The sequence below is a fragment of the Aquamicrobium defluvii genome, from assembly GCF_004363725.1.
Classification (GTDB): Bacteria; Pseudomonadota; Alphaproteobacteria; order Rhizobiales; family Rhizobiaceae; genus Mesorhizobium; species Mesorhizobium defluvii.
On record NZ_SNZF01000032.1, the window covers coordinates 14,712 to 30,320 of the forward strand.

Genomic DNA, 15,609 nt, shown 5'->3' on the forward strand with positions numbered 1-15,609 from the left:
TGGCCGAAAGCTGCTCCGGAACTCCGGAGAGGCATCATGACCATGCGCGCGATCGGTACACTTGGCGCAATCGCCATCTTTTTCCTGACGGCCGCCGGCCTGGCGCAGGCGCAGGAAGCCCGCCGCATCGTCACCACGGACAATGCCGATTATTTCGGCTTCGACCTGCGTTCCGAGCAGAACGTCACGCTCGACCAGTGCTCGTCCGCCTGCCTTGGCGATCCGGCATGCCGCGCCTTCACCTATAACAACAAGGCGAAGTGGTGCTTCCTCAAATCGGATTTCAACGAGCTGAAGCCGTTTTCAGGCGCCACTGCCGGCAAGGCGGTGGTTCTTGACACCGATGCCGACATCGGCGCGCCGCCGGCGCTCGGCTATGTGCCGGCATGGGTGAAGGATCAGGCCACGCAATATCGCGCCTATCTCACCGGTTCCAACCATGCGAAGCCGGACGAAGGTCTGGGCAATCTGATCGATGAAGCTGCTGCCGCAGCGCAGAACGGCGACCCGCGCAGCGCAATGCAGAACTACACGCGCGCCGTCTCCGCCATGCCGCAGGATGGCAGGCTGTGGCTGGAACTGGCCCGCTCGATCCTGAACGTCTCTCCCGCAGGCAGCAGCGAAACCTCGACACTGCGCACCAGCGCCACATCGGCGGCGCTCAATGCCTATGATCTGGCCCGCACCGCCGCCACCCGCGCCGATGCCCTTGCCCTGCTTGGCGCGGCGCTGGACGGGCGCGACCTCAACCGCCCGGCCCTGCAAGCCTATGAAGCCAGCCTCGATCTGGTCAATTCCGCAGCCGTGCGCGCATCCTACGAAGACCTCAAGGCCCGCAAGGGCTTCCGCATCCTCAATCACTCGGTCGATGCCGATACCGCCACGCCCCGCATCTGCGCGCAGTTTTCCGAGGAACTGGTGCGCACCGATGTCGATTACAGCCAGTTCGTGCGCGTCAACGGCGCCGCCCCCGCCGGCATCGAGGCGAAGGAGAAGCAGATCTGCGTGGAGGGCCTCAGCCACGGCCAGTCCTATGAGGTCACCTTCCGCGCCGGGCTTCCTGCGGCCATCGGCGAGGTTCTGAGCGCACCGACCACGCTGTCCATCTATGTGCAGGACCGCGCCTCGTCCGTGCGCTTCACCGGCGATGCCTTCGTGCTGCCGGCCGGCGCGCGGCGCGGCATTCCCGTGGTCACCGTCAACATGCCGGTGGCGGACATGAAGCTCTACCGCATCGGCGACCGTTCGCTGGCACAGCTGCTGTCCGGATACCAGTTCCTGCGCCAGCTCGACGGCTACGAAATCTCGGGCATTGCCGACCAGATGGGCGAGCCCGTATGGGAGGGGAAACTGGCGATCGAAGACCGGATCAACAAGGAGGTGACCACTTCCTTCCCGGTTGACGAGGCGCTGCCGCAGCGCAAGCCCGGCGTCTATGTCCTGACCGCACAGCCCGAGAACGACCGCAGCGAAACCTGGGATTCGCGCGCCACCCAGTGGTTCGTGGTCTCCGACATCGGCCTTTCCACCTATACGGGCGAGGACGGGCTGACCGTTTTCGCGCGCTCGCTGGCCAGCGCAAAGCCCGTTTCCGGCGTGGAACTCACCCTGCTTGCCCGCAACAACGAGGTGCTGGGCACCGCCGTCACCAATGACGAAGGCCGCGTCATCTTCAATCCCGGCCTCACGCGCGGCGAAGGCGGCATGGTGCCCGCCGTGCTGACGGCGAAACAGGGCGACGCCGATTTCGTGTTCCTCGACATGGCGCGCGCCGGCTTCGACCTCTCCGACCGTGGCGTGGAGGGCCGCGCAGCACCCGGCGCGCTCGACATCTATGCCTGGACCGAGCGCGGCATCTACCGCGCCGGCGAAACCGTCCACGTCTCCGCCCTTGCGCGGGACGGCAGCGCCGACGCGGTGGAGAACCTGCCCCTCACCTTCGTCTTCTCGCGCCCCGACGGTGTCGAGGACAGGCGCATCGTCTCCGAAGGCGCGTCCGCAGGCGGCCATGCCATCGAACTGCCGCTGGAACCCAATTCGATGCGCGGCACCTGGTCCGTGGCCATCCACACCGACCCGAAGCGCCCCGCCATCGCCACGCAGAATTTCCTCGTCGAGGATTTCGTGCCCGACCGCATCGAGTTCGACCTGAGCGCCGACCGGATCGAGGTAGCACCCGGTGAGACCGCAACGGTCACCGTCGATGGCCGGTTCCTCTACGGCGCGCCCGCAGCCGGTCTGGCGCTGGAAGGCGAGACCACGCTGTCGCTGACGCGGGACTGGAACCGCTTCAGGGGCTTCTATTTCGGCCTTGTCGATGAAGACAGCGCCGGCGCTTCCGTCACGCCGCTGAAAGACCTTCCGGTTCTGGGGCAGGATGGCAAGGCGAGCTTCCCTGTCGCCATCGACAACCTGCCCGCCACCACGAAGCTGGTGAGGTCGAAGGTGACGGTGCGCATGCGTGAAACCGGCGGGCGCACCGTGGAGCGCTCCATCGATCTCGATCTTCTCCCGAATACCGACATGATCGGCATTCGGCCCGATTTCGAAGAGGTCCAGCAGGGTGGCACGGCAAAATTCAGCCTCATCGCAGCCGATGCCCAAGGCGCGCGCAAGGCGCTTGCCGGCGTGAACTGGTCGCTGGTGAAGGTCGAGCGGAACTACCAGTGGTATCGCAATGGCAGTTCGTGGAACTACGAGCCGATCACGCTGACCCGCGAGATTGCCAGTGGCACGGTGGACATTGCCGCTTCCGGCGAAGCCACCTTGTCGCTGCCGGTGGACTGGGGCCGCTACCGGCTTGAGGTTGAAAGCGCGGAAGCCGGCGGCGCGGCCTCGAGCCACGAATTCTATGCCGGCTGGTATGTGGAAGCTTCTTCCACGGAAACGCCGGACGGGCTGGAAATCGCCCTCGACAAGGACGTGTACGCGCCCGGCGAGGTTGCCAAGCTGAAAGTTTCGCCGCAATTCGCCGGCGAGCTTCTGGTCGCCATCGGTGCGGACAGGCTGCTGAAGACGGTTTCGGCCACGATCCCCGCCGAAGGCGGCACGGTCGACATACCGGTTGGCGAGGACTGGGGCGCGGGCGCTTATGTCACCGCCACCCTCTACCGGCCCGGCGATGCGCAGGAAAAGCGCATGCCCGCCCGCGCCATCGGCTTGAAATGGCTGAAGGTCGATCCGGCCGGACGCAAGCTTGCCGTCTCGCTCGCCCCACCGGAAAAGACCGAACCGCGCCAGCCGCTCGCCATTCCGCTTGAGGTGTCGGGCATGCCGGCCGGCGAGAAGGCCTATGTCACGGTCGCGGCGGTGGATGTCGGCATCCTCAACCTCACCAACTATAAGGCGCCGGACCCGGAACAGTGGTTCTTCGGCCAGCGCATGATGGGCCTTGAACTGCGCGACCTCTATGGCCGCCTGATCGACGGTTCGCTGGGCGCTGCCGGGCGGCTGCGTACGGGCGGCGACGGTGCCGCCATGCAGTCGCAGGGCAACCCGCCGAAGGAAAAGCTGGTCACCTTCTTCTCCGGCATCGTCGAGGTGGATGCGGACGGCAAGGCGGCTGTGGCGTTCGACCTGCCGCAGTTCAACGGCACGGTGCGCGTCATGGCCGTGACCTGGACCAAAACGGCCGTTGGCCATGCGGTGAAGGATGTGATCGTGCGCGATCCGGTGGTCATCACCGCCGGCCTGCCGCGCTTCCTCGCACCGGGCGACGCTTCCACGCTGCGCCTCGATGTGGCCAATACGGACGGCCCCGCCGGCAACTACGCCGTCACCATCGACACCACCGGCGGCATTGCCGCCGCCGACGATGGTGTGCCGCAAGCCATTGCGCTTGGCGCGGGCGAGCGGCGTGGCTTCGAGGTGCCCTTGATGGCGGTGGAGCCGGGCGAGGCTTCTCTGACGGTTCGCCTCGTCCATGCGGACGGCACCGCCGCCGAACAGGTGCTCTACCTGCCGGTGCGCCCGGCGCAGCTTCCGGTCACCAATCGCATGGTTGTGAACCTGAAGCCCGGCGCCTCCCTGCGCGTCGATCAGGAATTGCTGGCGGCAAGCCTGCTGCCCGGCGCATCCGTCAGCGTCGGCGTCTCGCGCACGGCGGCCCTCGACGTGCCGTCCCTGCTTCTGGCGCTCGACCGTTACCCCTATGGCTGCACCGAGCAGACCACCAGCCGCGCGCTGCCGCTTCTCTATGTCAACGACCTCTCCCAGGGCTTCGGCATCCCCGTGGACGACAAGCTGCGCGAGCGCGTGCAGGAAGCGATCTACCGCGTGCTGGCCCACCAGTCCTCGACAGGCGGTTTCGGCCTGTGGGGTCCGGGATCGGGCGATCTGTGGCTGGACGCCTACGCCACGGACTTCCTCACCCGTGCCCGCGAACAGGGCTATGACGTGCCGGAGCGGTCGGTGACGCAGGCGCTGTCCAACCTGCAAAACAGCATCGGCTACGATCAGGACGTTCAGGATCGCGGCAGCGAAATGGCCTATGCGCTCTATGTTCTGGCCCGTAACAAGAAGGCTTCGGTGGGCGATCTGCGCTACTATGCCGACACCAAACTCGAAGCCTTCTCCAGCCCGATGGCGGTTGCGCAGCTTGGCGCGGCACTGGCCCTCTACGGCGATGCGCAGCGCGCGGAGGCCACCTTCTCCGCCGCCCTGCAACTTTCCCGCAACAGCACCGGCTTCGACCAGTACCGTTCCGACTATGCCTCGCCGCTGCGCGATGCGGCAGCGATGCTGGCGCTGGCCGCCGAAAGCAGACCGGCTCCCTCCGTCGTGCCGGAACTGGTCGCCCAGGTGAACCGCGAGCGCGCCGCCTCCAGATGGACCAGCACGCAGGACAATGCCTGGATGCTGCTTGCCGCACGTGGCCTGAAGGAAGGCAACGACGCCATCTCGCTCACCGTGGACGGCGCCGCCCATGACGGCCCCTTCTCCCGCGAGATCGACGGCGCCGATCTGGTGAGCACTCCGCTCAGCATCGCCAATGCCGGCAAGGATGCCATCGACGCGGTCGTCACCACGGTCGCCGCTCCGGCGCAGCCGCTGCCGGCGGGCGGCGACGGCTTCGACATAGGGCGCACCTATTACACGCTCGACGGAGAAGAGGCGAATGTGACGGAGGCGCAGCAGAACGAGCGCTATGTGGTGGTGCTGCGCGTTCGCCAGCACAACAGCTGGCCAACGCGCATGCTGGTCACCGACCTGCTGCCCGCCGGCTTCGAGATCGACAATCCCGGCCTCGTTTCCAGCGCCCAGCTCAGCAATTTCGGCTGGCTGCCGGACACCAGCGCCGCGCATCTCGAATTTCGCGACGACCGCTTCGTGGCCGCCTTCGACCCCGGCGGCAACAGCAGCAGGGAAGTGACGCTCGCCTATGTCGTGCGCGCTGTCACTCCCGGCGTCTATGCCCATCCGGCAGCCAGCGTCGAGGACATGTACCGGCCCCAATATTCGGCCCGCACCGCCACCGGCATGATGGAGGTGAAGGCCCCGTAAGACGCAAGGGTCGCGAGACCATGGCACCCTTCATCCTTCCTGGCGCTGCGCGCCGATCCACCTTCTCCCACAGGGAGAGAATGGAAGGGACTGCGCCTGAGTTCGGGCCAACCGGGTGCCATTGGGACTTGCGTTCCTGCCTTCGCCCCTTGCGGAAGAAAGCTGGCTTGCGAAGAGAAGTCGGATGAGAGGTATTTCCGGCAAGGCCCTGCGCAGGTCGACCATCGCCATCGCAGCGCTGGCCGTGGTCGGAACCGCTTGCCTGTTCGCCCTCGACCGCGCCTTCCCGCCACCCTTGCCGCAACAGCCGGTCGTTTCGGCCGAAGTGCTGGACCGCGACGGGCAATTGCTGCGCGCCTTCGCCACGCCGGATGGCTACTGGCGCTTCGGCACCACGCTCGAGCGCATCGACCCTGCCTTTCTCGACATGCTCATTGCCTACGAGGACAAGCGTTTCTGGGAGCACAGCGGCGTCGACCTGCTGGCGCTCGGCCGCGCCGCGCTGCAATTCGGAACCAATGGCCGCATCGTTTCCGGCGGCTCCACCCTCTCCATGCAGCTTGCCCGGCTGATCGAGCCGCGCACCAGCCGCAGCGTTGCCGCCAAGCTGCGCCAGATCGCTCGCGCGGCCCAGATCGAGCGCCGCCTGAGCAAGCGTGAAATCCTGCTGCGCTATCTCACCCTTGCCCCCTATGGCGGCAATCTGGAAGGCATCCGTGCGGCCTCGCTCGCATGGTTCGGCAAGGAGCCTTCGCGGCTCACCGTCTCCGAGAGCGCGCTGCTGGTCGCCCTGCCGCAACTGCCGGAAAAGCGCAGGCCGGACCGCAACAGCCAGGCCGCGCGCGCCGCGCGCGACCGGGTGCTCGAACGCATGGTCGGCGCCGGGCTGCTTGAGCCACGCGAGGCGGCCCGCGCCGCGCTTGAAGACGTGCCGTCCCGCCGCCGCGCCATGCCTGCCTTCGCCGCGCATGCCGCCTTGCGCGCACTGCGCACCGGCGCGGAGGCCCCTCGCCTCACCATCAGCCGGCGCGTGCAACAGGGGCTGGAAGCTGTCGCGCGCGAGGCGGCGGCGCGGCTGGGGCCGAAGCTCTCCGTCGCCATGGTCATGGCCGATTCGCGCACCGGCGAGATACTCGGCGAGGTCGGCTCGGCCTCCTTCACCGACACCGCCCGCTCCGGCTGGATCGACATGACGCGCGTGCTGCGCTCGCCCGGTTCGACGCTGAAGCCCTTCATCTACGGCCTCGCCTTCGAGCAGGGACTGGTGGCGCAGGAGACGATGATTTCCGACACGCCCGCCGATTTCTCGGGCTATCGGCCGAAGAATTTCGACATGGACTATCAGGGCGACGTCACCATCCGCAACGCCCTGCAACTGTCGCTCAACGTGCCGACGGTTCGGGTTCTCGACGCGGTTGGCCCGGCGCGGCTCGCCGCGCGCCTGCGCAATGCCGGCGTGTCGCTGGTTCTGCCGCCGAACGAGCCGCCCGGCCTTGCCATCGGCCTCGGCGGCGCGGGCATCACGCTGTGCGATCTCGTCCAGCTCTATGCCGGGCTCGCCAATGGCGGCAAGGTCCACCGCCTGCGCGACGGCACCGAACCCGCCGCCGCCACGCCTTCAGGGGCGACGCTGCTCGATCCGCAGGCCAACTGGCAGATCACGGACATTCTTTCCGGCATTCGCCCGCCGCAGGGCGCGCCGCGCCGTGGCATCGCCTACAAGACCGGTACGTCCTACGGCTACCGCGACGCCTGGACGGTCGGTTACGATGGCCGTTACGTGCTCGGCGTCTGGGTCGGGCGCGCCGATGCCGCCGCCATTCCCGGCCTCTCCGGCTATGTCTCCGCCGCGCCTATCGTCTTCGAGGGCTTCGCCCGTTCCGGCCTTGCCGCGGTGCCGTTTGCCTCCGCTCCGCCCGGCGCGCGCCATATGCGGCGTCAGGATCTGCCCGTCACGCTGGCCCGCTTCGGAACGGACACGGTGGGCGCAGCACCTGGCCCGGTGGAGCCTGCGCCGCGCATCGTCTTCCCGCCGGATGGCGCGCGCATCGATCTCGGCACCTCCACCAGCGCCGCGACCCCTCTGGTGCTGAAGCTTCAGGGCGGGCGGGCGCCTTTCCGCTGGCTCGCCAACGGCAGGCCCCTTGAAGGTCAGGACCGACGCCGCACCGCGACATGGCTGCCGGACGGCGCCGGCACCTCCACCCTCACCGTCATCGATGCCGCGGGGCGCGCCGCCAGCGTCAACGTGTTCGTCGAATAGGACGCCCTCACCTCGAAAAGAGAAGAATTTTCCGATTGCGCCTTCGATCGGGCAGGAGTTTTCTGAAGAGGCCCGAAAAAGGTAACGACCTGCGCATCCAATTTCTACCAATTCAGTAGAGTAAAGCGGTGTGAACAGGAGGCTGACATGAGCCAATTCCGTAAAAATACCCTGCTCGGCATACTCATCGCGGGCTCCGTGCAATTCGGCACCTTGGGCTTCGCGCTGGCGGATACGACGATCCTCAACGTGTCCTACGACCCGACCCGCGAGCTTTACAAGGAATTCAACGACGCCTTTTCCAGACACTGGAAGGCGGAAACCGGCGAGACGGTGACCGTGCAGCAGTCGCATGGCGGCTCGGGCAAGCAGGCCCGCTCGGTCATCGACGGCATCGACGCCGATGTGGTGACGCTGGCGCTCGAAAGCGATATCGACGCCATCGCCGAAACCTCCAAGAAGATCAAGCCCGACTGGCGTCAGCACTTCGAGAACAACTCTGCCCCGTACACCTCGACCATCGTGCTTCTGGTGCGAAAGGGAAATCCGAAGGGCATCAGGGACTGGGGCGATCTCGTCAAGGGTGACGTGCAGGTCATAACCCCGAACCCCAAGACCTCCGGCGGCGCACGCTGGAATTATCTGGCGGCATGGGGCTGGGCGCACCATGAATTCGGCGGCGACGAGGAGAAGATCAAGGAATACATCGCCGAACTGTTCCGCCGCGTGCCGATTCTCGACACCGGCGCGCGCGGCTCGCTGCTGACCTTCACCGAACGCAGGATAGGCGACGTTTTCCTGTCATGGGAGAACGAGGCTTTCCTGGCGAAGAAGGAATATGGCGAGGACGCTTTCGAGACCATCATTCCCTCGCAGTCCATTCTCGCCGAGCCGCCGGTCGCCATCGTCGATGGCAATGTCGACACCAGGGGCACGCGCAAGGTCGCCGAGGCCTATCTGCGGTATCTCTATTCGGAGGAAGGCCAGCGCATCGCCGCCAGAAACTTCTATCGCCCGTCGAAACCGGACCTCGTTTCGCAGGACGAGAGAAAAATTTTTCCGGATGTGAAGCTTTTGAGCATCGACGACCCGATTTTCGGCGGATGGAAGAAAGCGCAACCTTACCATTTCGCCGATGGCGGGATATTCGACCAGATATACAAGCCGGCACAATAGCGGCGTCTGCATGGTCTCCCCGAAACCGCGAGCTTTGGGGAAACATGCACGAGAAAGGAAACGGAAGCGCGGCGGTGTCGCGGCGCGCTTCGAGATGCAAGGGGCAACATGACCGCAGTACCCGCCAGAGCGGGGTGGCGATTCAGGCAGCCGAGCGTTATCCCGGGGTTCGGATTGACGCTTGGCCTTTCGCTTGCCTACCTCACCCTCATTATCCTCATCCCGCTGTCGGGCCTGGCATGGCGTTCCGCATCGCTGGGCTGGCCCCAGTTCTGGACCCTGGTCACCGATCCCCGCACCCTGAACGCCCTGAAGATCAGCTTCGGCACGGCGCTGGCGGCTGCGGCGGTCAATGTCGTCTTCGGCACGGTGGTGGCCTGGGTGCTGGTGCGCTACCGCTTTCCGGGCAGGCGCGTGGTCGATGCCATGGTCGATCTGCCCTTCGCCTTGCCCACGGCTGTCGCCGGCATCGCGCTGACCACGCTCTATGCCCCCAATGGCTGGATCGGGGCCCTGCTCGGCCCCCTTGGCATCAAGGTCGCCTACACGCCGCTCGGCATCGTCGTGGCGCTGGTCTTCATCGGCCTGCCCTTCGTGGTGCGCACCGTGCAGCCGGTGATGGAAGAGATCGACCGCGAGGTCGAGGAAGCCGCCGCAACGCTTGGCGCCAGCCGGTTCCAGACCATCACCCGCGTGCTGTTTCCCGGCCTTGCGCCTGCCATCGTCACCGGCTTCGCGCTCGCCTTCGCGCGCGGTGTCGGCGAATACGGCTCGGTCATCTTCATCGCCGGCAATCTGCCCAACGTTTCGGAGATCGCGCCGCTGCTCATCATCATCCGGCTGGAGGAATACAATTACCCCGCCGCGACGGCGATCGCCGCCGTGATGCTGATCATCTCCTTCGCCATGCTTCTCGTCATCAACATGCTGCAATCCTGGAGCCGCAAGCGCTATGGCTGATCCCGTCGTCTTTGCCGCACAGCGGGCATCGAGCGGTGCCGGCATCACCGAGCAGCGCCCGGCGCGCTGGACGCTGATGGCGGTCGCCTTCATTTTCCTTGGCGTCTTCCTGTTCCTGCCGCTGGTTCTGGTGTTCATGGAAGCCTTCAAGAAGGGCGTCGGCTTCTATTTCTCGGCGCTCGGCGAACGCGACACGCTTTCGGCCATCCGCCTCACCTTGCTGGTTGCGGCCATTTCCGTGCCCCTCAACCTCGTCTTCGGCGTCGCCATGGCATGGGCCATCGCCAAATACGAGTTCAGGGGCAAGGCGTTTCTGACCACGCTGGTCGACCTGCCCTTTTCGGTCTCGCCGGTCATCTCGGGCCTTGTCTATGTGCTGCTGTTCGGTGCGCAAAGCGCGCTCGGGCCGTGGTTGAAATCGCACGGCATCGAGATTCTGTTTGCGGTGCCCGGCATCGTGCTGGCCACCATTTTCGTCACCTTCCCTTTCGTTGCCCGCGAACTGATCCCCCTGATGGAAGAACAGGGCACGAAGGACGAGGAAGCCGCCATCTCGCTCGGCGCCAATGGCTGGCAGACCTTCTGGTATGTGACCTTGCCGAACGTGAAGTGGGGCCTGCTCTATGGCGTGCTCCTGTGCAACGCGCGGGCCATGGGCGAATTCGGCGCGGTATCGGTGGTGTCCGGCCATATCCGCGGCCAGACCAACACCATGCCGCTGCATGTCGAGATTCTCTACAACGACTACAACGCCACCGGCGCTTTCGCGGTCGCCTCGCTGCTGGCCGGCCTTGCGCTGGTCACGCTGGCGCTCAAGTCGCTTCTTGAAATGCGCTACGGCGCCGAAATCGCCGCGACCCGCGGGCACTGACAGGATTGACCCATGCAAGTTCGCGTCGCAAACGTCCGCAAGGAATTCGACACCTTCCCCGCGCTCCACGATGTCTCGCTGGAAGTCCGCTCTGGTGAGCTGATCGCGCTTCTGGGCCCCTCAGGCTCCGGCAAGACGACCCTGCTGCGCCTCATTGCCGGGCTGGAACAGCCGACGACCGGCCGCATCTTCTTCGGCGACGAGGACGCCTCGGCAAAGAGCATTCGCGAGCGCAATGTCGGGTTCGTCTTCCAGCACTATGCCCTGTTCCGGCACATGACCGTGGCCGACAACATCGGCTTCGGTCTCAAGGTGCGCCCGGCTGATACCCGGCCGGCTTCCGCCGAAATCCGCAAGCGCGCCACCGATTTGCTCGATCTGGTCCAGCTTTCGGGGCTGGAAAAGCGCTATCCGGCGCAATTGTCGGGCGGCCAGCGTCAGCGTGTCGCACTGGCCCGCGCGCTTGCCATCGAACCGAAGGTGCTGCTGCTCGACGAACCGTTCGGCGCGCTCGACGCGCAGGTGCGCCGCGACCTGCGCCGCTGGCTGCGCGAGATCCACGAGGCGACCGGCCACACCACCGTCTTCGTCACCCACGATCAGGAAGAAGCGCTGGAACTCGCCGACCGCGTGGTGGTGATGAGCCAGGGCCGCATCGAGCAGGTCGGCACAGCCGACGAGGTCTACGACAACCCGAACTCGCCATTCGTCTATGGTTTCATCGGCGATTCCAGTTCCCTGCCGGTCAGGGTCGAGGACGATCAGGTCTGGCTGGGGGAACGCCCCATCGGCCTTTCCGCCCCCGGCCTGCCTTCCGGCTCCGGCACGCTGTTCTTCCGCCCGCATGACATCGAGCTGGTCGACGGCTGCTCCGGCTGCCTGGCCGGCACCGTCGCCGCCAGCCGCCGTGTGGCCGGCACGCGAAGAGTGGAGCTGGAGATCGGCGGCCAGCGCGAGCGGGTGGAGATCGAACTGCCCGTGGACCATCCCGCCGCACAGAAGAGCCGCGTGGCTTTCCGGCCGCGAAAGTGGAAGGTTTTTCCGCAAAGCGCCATTCAGGAAAAATGACGAGGACGACAATTCCATCGATTCGGCAAAATGATGGAATTGTTTTCTCAAAGTGGCAATTCAACAGAACCGCCATGCCTCGCGGCGGCACGAGCCTGAGAGATATACGATAGGCATTCTCATCTGGAGCCTGTCATGAAACGCCTTCTGCTCGCCGCCACGGCCGCCGCCGGTCTTCTCTTCTCCTCCGCATCGGCCTTCCCGGCCGACAAGCTGCTCAACGCCTCCTATGACGTGGCGCGAGAGCTGTTCGTGGATATCAACAGGGCTTTCGTGGCCCACCATGAAGGCGTGACCGTCGACCAGTCGCACGCCGGCACCTCCAAGCAGGCGCGCGCCATCGCCGATGGCCTCGCCGCCGACGTGGTAACCTTCAATCAGGTCACCGACATCGACTTCCTCGTCAAGCAGGGTCTGGTGTCCGACGACTGGCAGAAGGAATTCCCGGACAACGCCTCGCCCTTCTATTCCCTGCCGTCCTTCCTGGTCCGCGCCGGCAATCCGAAGAACATCAGGGACTGGGACGATCTGGCGCGCGACGACGTGCAGATCATCTTCCCCAATCCCAAGACCTCGGGCAATGCGCGCTACACCTATCTGGCTGCCACCGCCTATGCGCGTGAAAAGTTCAGCGGCGACGAGACCAGGGTGAAAGAGTTCGTCACCAAGATCTTCAACAATGTGCCGGTGTTCGACACCGGGGGACGCGCCGCCACCACCACCTTCGCCGAGCGCGGCATCGGCGACGTGCTGATCACCTTCGAATCCGAAACGCAAGGCATCGCCAACGAATACGGCACCGACAAGTACGAGCAGGTCGTGCCCTCCGTCAGCCTGCTGGCCGAATTCCCGGTCGCCATCGTCGACAAGGTGGTGGACCAGAACGGCAGCCGCGATCTGGCCAGGTCCTATCTCGACTTCCTCTATTCGCCGGAAGGCCAGAAGATCGAGGCCGAACACGGCCTGCGCGTTCGCGACGAGGCCGTCGCCGCCGGGTTCAAAGACAAGTTCCCGGACGTGCGCCTCGTGACGGTCGAGGAGGTGTTCGGCGGCTGGGACAAGGTTCAGGCCGAGCACTTCGCCGAAGGCGCGCTGCTCGATCAGGCTTACGGCAACCGCTGATTCCGCCAACCCGACCTGTCGACGGAAAAGCCGGCCTCGCGCCGGCTTTTCCTGTATCCGGCCATGCCCTTGTCGAATGCGGCTCCTGGTCTTATTCTTGAAATTCAGGCCATTGCGGCCTGTAATTCTCCAAATCGCTCAAACGCGGGCTTCAACCGGTTTGGCATCTCGTAAGACATCGGCAGGAATGCTCACCAAAAAAGGCAAATACGGTCTGAAGGCTCTTGTGCATCTGTCGCGCCTGCCGGAAGGACAACTCGCCTTCGTCAACGACATTGCGGTCAGGAACAACATTCCAAAGAAGTTCCTCGACGCCATACTTGGTGAATTGCGCAATGCCGGCTTCGTGGTAAGCCGCAAGGGCAAGGATGGCGGCTATCGCCTTGCCCGTCCCGCATCGGAAATCCGCATCGGCCACGTCATCCGCGTTCTGGATGGTCCGCTCGCACCGCTGGCCTGCGCCAGCCGCACGCAATACCAGCGCTGCGACGATTGCACCGATGAGGCCACCTGCGAGGTGCGCCACATGATGCTCGAGGTGCGTCAGGCCATCGCCAATGTGCTGGACAGCCGCAGCCTTGCCGCCATGCGCGACGCGGCCAACGACGATTTCCCCACCGATCTCGCCCTTAACGTGTGAGCTGGCCCACGGCGGTATCCGCACGCTCCGCCAGCATGCGGCGCGCACTTTCCTCGTCGGTGATCAGCACTGTCGGCCTGATGAGGTTCATGGCGCCCATCAGCGCGCCGATCTTCTCCTCGCCGCCCGAAGTGAGGATGCGCACCGGCGCGCGGCGCAGCCGGTCGACCTCCACCGACATCACCAGCTGGTTGACGGGATGGTCGACGAGATCGCCGTTGCGGTCGAAGAAGTGGAACAGCAGGTCGCCCACCGCGCCGCGCGCCACCAGTTCCTCCCGGTCGGCTTCCTTGAGGAAGCCGCCGCGATAGAAGGTGGTTGCCGAAGCGATGCCGCCCACGCTCACCAGAACGGCATCGAGAGAATCCGCCAGCTGGAATATCTCCTGGAGGCCGCAGCGCTCGACCAGCGCGATCTTGGTCCCGATGCTGTCGACAACCGCCGGAGTCGGGATCAGATAGCCATCGCCCTGGAAGACCTGCGCGAAGCGCCATGCGAATTCGGCCGGATTGAAACGGCGGGCCACGCCGACGCCGCCGAGCAGCGAGATCACCTTGAAATCGGCCAGCGCACGGCCGCTCAGGAACTGCAAGGTGGAAAACAGCGTGTTGCCCCAGCCCACGCCCACCCGCATTCCCGCTTTCATCACTTCCGAGACATAGCCGCCGGTCCTGGCCGCGATCGCCGGGATCGGATCGGCATCCGGCACGGACAGCGGCGCCACGATGGCCTGTTCCAGCCCGAAGGCGCGTTCCAGATCGCGCTCCAGCCGCACGATCTCCACCAGATCGCTTTCGATGGTGATCTTGACCTCGCCGCGGGCGCGGGCATCGGCAAGCATGCGCACCACGGTCACGCGGCCGACGCCCAGCACGTCCGCGATCTCGTTCTGGGTCATCTGCTCGACGAAATACATCCACGCCGCCCGAATGCGCAGCCGGTCGCTGCGGCTCTCCGGGCCGCCATTTGCGACAACGGAATCGCCATTCACCTTCGAGCCGTTCTCTCCTCTGGGCTTCCTTGCCAATTCCTGCTCCCCGGACGATGCACGCTGCACGTGTAACGATTCAGCACGGCTGCACAATATGGCCTATTGACCGCGAAGGCACGATGGGAACAATCCTGTTTTCCGGCTATCTGTTCTAAAACTCTTGGTCCACCACCAAACCGGGGCGCGAGAATGCTGCGTGAAATATCCGAGGAAGTGCGCATCAACCTCAAGGACAGGCTGCGTGGGGTGCGCGATGCGATCCGCCGCCATCGCCATGACAATGCGGGTCCTGGCCTTCCCTCCCTGCCCGGCGGGCGCACGCCCTTTCCCCTGCCCGAGATCGAAGGGTTGATCGGGCGCGCCGTCAGCGCCTTCGACGACGCCATGTCCATGGCCGAAACGCTCGTGCCGCTCGATGGCGGCCATGTCCGTCCGCGTTCGTTCGCCACCTATTTCCGCTCCGGCGGCGAAACGCTGGAAGGCGAGCGGGCTTTCCGGCGCGACATGTACTATCTGGCAAGATCCATGCTGACGCGCCGCAAGGCCGCCGCCGATCCGGTTCAGGAGGCAGGCTTTGCCGCCGTCCATGCAGCCATGCTGCGCCGGCATGGCGATCTCCTGCATCCCGCCGGGTACGAGGCGGGAGACACGCAGTTCATCGCCGGTATCGCGCAATTGTGCGCGGCGCTCTCGGTCGAGCTGCTGAGGGCGCGGCCGGTACGTCCCCGCCTGCCCGAAGGAAGCGCCGCCAATGTGCTCGAGGCGGAGAACATGCTGGCCGTTTCGGTTCTGGTGCCCCTGGCGCTTGCCTCGGCACTGGCCAGCGCCGGGGCCGAGACCGAACCGGGAGCGGACCTGCTCGACATGGCGGCGATAGCCGTCGAGGCACGTCTCGACCGCATCGTTCCCGCCTGCCGCGCCGCCGATCCGGTCGCAGAGCTGACGCCGATCTTCGCGATGCTGATCTTCCACCTGCGCTGAATACGGGCGCGGACCGGATTTTCCCTGTCGGTGCA

General features: G+C 65.5%; 10 protein-coding genes. 9 read left to right on the forward strand and 1 reads right to left on the reverse strand.

Annotation, left to right across the window (positions count from 1 at the left end; genetic code table 11):
* Positions 1-36: 36 nt before the first annotated feature.
* The 8 genes from DES43_RS18665 (at position 37) to DES43_RS18700 (ending at position 13,602) form a co-directional block, all read left to right on the forward strand.
* Positions 37-5,502, forward strand: a complete 5,466-nt coding sequence (locus DES43_RS18665) for an alpha-2-macroglobulin family protein (protein WP_035032748.1) — start codon at positions 37-39, stop codon at positions 5,500-5,502.
* A 184-nt stretch (positions 5,503-5,686) separates the two neighbouring features.
* On the forward strand, positions 5,687-7,765 hold the full coding sequence (gene pbpC / locus DES43_RS18670; protein ID WP_035032752.1) for a penicillin-binding protein 1C: 2,079 nt from the start codon (positions 5,687-5,689) through the stop codon (positions 7,763-7,765).
* A gap of 147 nt (positions 7,766-7,912) precedes the next feature.
* Positions 7,913-8,941, forward strand: coding sequence for a sulfate ABC transporter substrate-binding protein (locus DES43_RS18675; RefSeq protein WP_035032756.1), 1,029 nt, complete (start codon positions 7,913-7,915; stop codon positions 8,939-8,941).
* Between the two features lie 108 nt (positions 8,942-9,049).
* Entirely contained in the window at positions 9,050-9,901 is an 852-nt protein-coding gene (cysT, locus tag DES43_RS18680) for a sulfate ABC transporter permease subunit CysT (protein WP_035032758.1), read from the forward strand.
* Positions 9,894-10,772 (forward strand): sulfate ABC transporter permease subunit CysW, encoded by an 879-nt coding sequence (cysW, locus tag DES43_RS18685; protein ID WP_035032761.1) that lies wholly within the window; start codon positions 9,894-9,896, stop codon positions 10,770-10,772. Before cysT ends, cysW begins: the two co-directional genes overlap by 8 nt.
* A 12-nt stretch (positions 10,773-10,784) precedes the next feature.
* Positions 10,785-11,840, forward strand: coding sequence for a sulfate/molybdate ABC transporter ATP-binding protein (locus tag DES43_RS18690; RefSeq protein ID WP_035032763.1), 1,056 nt, complete (start codon positions 10,785-10,787; stop codon positions 11,838-11,840).
* A 135-nt stretch (positions 11,841-11,975) separates the two neighbouring features.
* Positions 11,976-12,962, forward strand: coding sequence for a sulfate ABC transporter substrate-binding protein (locus DES43_RS18695; protein WP_035032777.1), 987 nt, complete (start codon positions 11,976-11,978; stop codon positions 12,960-12,962).
* Between the two features lie 187 nt (positions 12,963-13,149).
* Complete coding sequence (locus DES43_RS18700) at positions 13,150-13,602, forward strand: RrF2 family transcriptional regulator (protein ID WP_035032780.1); 453 nt, start codon at positions 13,150-13,152, stop codon at positions 13,600-13,602.
* Here the strand turns inward: DES43_RS18700 and DES43_RS18705 are convergent.
* The gene (locus DES43_RS18705; protein ID WP_051520819.1) at positions 13,592-14,593 is read right to left on the reverse strand and encodes a sugar-binding transcriptional regulator; all 1,002 of its coding nucleotides are present in this window, start codon (positions 14,591-14,593) and stop codon (positions 13,592-13,594) included. The two genes, DES43_RS18700 and DES43_RS18705, sit on opposite strands and share 11 nt — an antisense overlap.
* A gap of 189 nt (positions 14,594-14,782) precedes the next feature.
* Between DES43_RS18705 and DES43_RS18710 the strand changes: the two genes are divergently transcribed.
* Positions 14,783-15,574, forward strand: a complete 792-nt coding sequence (locus DES43_RS18710; RefSeq protein ID WP_035032785.1) for a hypothetical protein — start codon at positions 14,783-14,785, stop codon at positions 15,572-15,574.
* Positions 15,575-15,609: the final 35 nt, after the last annotated feature.